Raw genomic sequence first — 324 nt, forward strand, 5'->3', positions numbered from 1 at the left:
GATAAATAAGCTAACAAGGCTTTCAGCAGCCTGATCTTTCGTATCCGGTTTTCAGGGCGCAAACCTTGTTGCGGCGGATTGCCTAGTGCAGTTCCTGCGGCTTGATTGCAGAGACATTTGGCGATGTCTTTACCTGAATTAGATTTTTGTACCCGAATGTTTGCAAGTAGAATTGTTCGGGGGACAAGCATATGGCGGTGTAGCTCAGCTGGCTAGAGCGTACGGTTCATACCCGTGAGGTCGGGGGTTCGATCCCCTCCGCCGCTACCATATGGAGGATTAGCTCAGCTGGGAGAGCATCTGCCTTACAAGCAGAGGGTCGGC

1 tRNA gene is annotated in these 324 nt (G+C 51.9%); it reads left to right on the forward strand.

Going from position 1 to position 324, the window contains the following annotated elements:
* Positions 1 to 193 precede the first annotated feature (193 nt).
* A tRNA-Met gene (locus tag KP806_RS27465) sits at positions 194 to 270 on the forward strand.
* Positions 271 to 324 lie beyond the last annotated feature (54 nt).

Origin of the sequence: Paenibacillus vietnamensis (assembly GCF_020169515.1) — a bacterium.
Classification (GTDB): domain Bacteria; phylum Bacillota; class Bacilli; order Paenibacillales; family Paenibacillaceae; genus Pristimantibacillus; species Pristimantibacillus vietnamensis.